Origin of the sequence: Streptomyces sp. NPDC002779, from assembly GCF_042888685.1 — a bacterium.
Taxonomy (GTDB): domain Bacteria; phylum Actinomycetota; class Actinomycetes; order Streptomycetales; family Streptomycetaceae; genus Streptomyces.
This window is the reverse complement of the sequence record NZ_JBIAQC010000072.1, coordinates 1-2,186: the sequence shown is the minus strand read 5'-3', so window position 1 is coordinate 2,186 and position 2,186 is coordinate 1. Positions and strand designations below refer to the sequence as shown.

Here is a 2,186-nt window from a genome sequence, read left to right as displayed (position 1 = left end):
CGGGAAATTATCTGGCCGCCAGCGGGGACGCCACGATGGCCGCCAGCGGGGCGAACTCCTGGCCGCCTATGGGGAGAACGAAATGGCCGTTGACACAGACGGTAGAAGCCTTGGAGGCTGACCGAGCTTTTAAGACGGCCATCCACCACGTGCTTCAGACCGCGGGTCTGACCTCGGCGGTTGCGCCAGGTAAGCCTCGCAAGCAGTTCCCCGGGGATGGCCACATCGAACCGTACGGGCGTCGCGTCCACATGCACCGCCACGGCGCCGCAGCCGCCGGCGCCGAGCATCGACCAGTCGCCATGCCCGGGATACGCAGGGTCCTCCCACGTTGCAGGGGCTGCTCCGCAGCAGTCGCGTCGCTCCATGTCGATCACCCGCATCCGACTCACCACGAAAACCTCGTGCCGGTTGACATGCAACGCGTGCACCTCGTCCCCAGCACGAGCACCCGTCCACGCGGGCAGGGAGGAGTGAACGCCACTGAAGGCGACCGGCGGTCGCTCTCCCACGCAACCTGCCTTGCGCAGTGCTCGGCACGTGTCATGGGTCCACAAGACGGTGAATGCATCAGGCATGCCAGGATCCTATGAAGAGGCACTGACAGCCTCCCGCAGGGGACAGCACCCACGAAGCCTCCCGCAGAACTGGCGCTCGGGCTTGAAACTCACGCGCCGTTCGAATCCTTCGATGGGCTTTGCCGCCTCCCGAAGTGGTCAGCATTTGCTGTTCGTTCTCCGATCTGGCACAGATCTTGGCGAGCCGTCACGGCGGGTCATTGATGCAGCATCTTCCACACACTGAACGACGTGCTCGGCCTGGATCTGCCCTGCAGCGGTTCGGGAGGAGGCGGTGAGGGATACCCGGGCACGCTAGGCTGCCGTTCTTCGGCCGGACGGGGGCATGACATGTGGCAGCGGGGGATATGGGCGGTCGGGCTCGGCGCGGCCCTGGTGGTCTTCGCCGGCTGCGGTTCCCAGACCGCCGAGACCGGTGAGGAGGCGACAGGCGCGCCCACGGCCGCCGCCTGGACGCTCGCCGCTCCGATTCGCGTCGACGGCGTCCGTACCGCCGACGGCGGTCGGTCTCTGGTGGTCGATGCCGAAGTGCCCGACGGGGCACGCGACTGTGTGCGCAGCCTGCGCGGTGAGCTCGATACCGTCGAGCACGGCACGGTATACGTGAAGGTGACGTACGAGACCCGTTCCCTGGACCAGGACTCCGGCTGCACTGGCACGCGGCTGGTCAAAGCGACGGTGAAGCTGGGCGAGCCCCTGGGCTCCCGCAGGGTCATGGTGAACAGCATGGACGTGTACACCCCCGTCGCTGCCACGCCACCCGCTCTGCGGCAGTGCGGTGAGAACGGCTGCGACCCCACGCCGCCGCGTTGCACTTCGTCCTCGTACGGGCAGGCGGTCAACGACACGGACATCCCCAAGCACACGAGCTGGGAGGAACGCGGCTGCGACGACACGTGGCTGGTGCTGGACCTGGCGACCCGGATGGGGCCTGCGTGCGGTGACGCCGGTGACGGCTGCTCCTCCTCTGGTGTCTCCCAGCGCTGGTTCTACCGGGCCGAGTCCACGGGCTGGCGGCCGGTCGCCACGAATGGCGATGCGGGGTGCGGCGGGATCCACGAAGTCCTGCCGGAACTGCCCGAGCACCTCTGTGCGTCGCTGCCGCGGCTCGACCGCGGCTAATCCCCCGAGCCTGCGGCTGCTTGACTACTGGAGCAAGATCGTTTTGCGGAGTAGTTCGAATCCTGCCCGCCCGTAGAGCTGTCCTTTGATTTTTTTCGTCCGATTCACGGCAACCTCGATAACCCCTAAGCTCCAGTGGAGACTCAGCCCAGCGACCGCGGCTTCCAGGTCATGGGTCAAACCCGCGGCCGAAGCCGCTGGTGGCTGGCAGTCTTGCGCCGTGGAGCCGAGCGTTCGGACAAGGCGATTCTCAACCTGAAGGAGCGTCACCTCTCATCAGTGCGCGCCCATGTACCGCGTATCACCCCCGGCTCTCGGTTCGACCGACCAATGACCGCCGTGACGGCTCCCCAAGATCTGTGCCAGAGCCCGTTCTCGTGGACAACGCCAGCTGAGGTTCCCCCGTCATGCGGGAGGTGCTGATCAGCTGGTCAGCAGGGGTTGATGGGTGTTCAGATTCGTTGGTTCGGCTGTCGCCTGCTCGGC

Annotated in this window: 1 protein-coding gene; it reads left to right on the top strand. The window is 66.5% G+C overall.

Going from position 1 to position 2,186, the window contains the following annotated elements:
* Positions 1-908 precede the first annotated feature (908 nt).
* Complete coding sequence (locus tag ACFYW5_RS37870; RefSeq protein ID WP_389421681.1) at positions 909-1,700, top strand: hypothetical protein; 792 nt, start codon at positions 909-911, stop codon at positions 1,698-1,700.
* Positions 1,701-2,186 lie beyond the last annotated feature (486 nt).

Excerpts from the sequence above, each read along its gene's own strand:
- ACFYW5_RS37870 (WP_389421681.1), top strand. The coding sequence starts at position 909 with ATGTGGCAGCGGGGGATATGGGCGGTCGGGCTCGGCGCGGCCCTGGTG.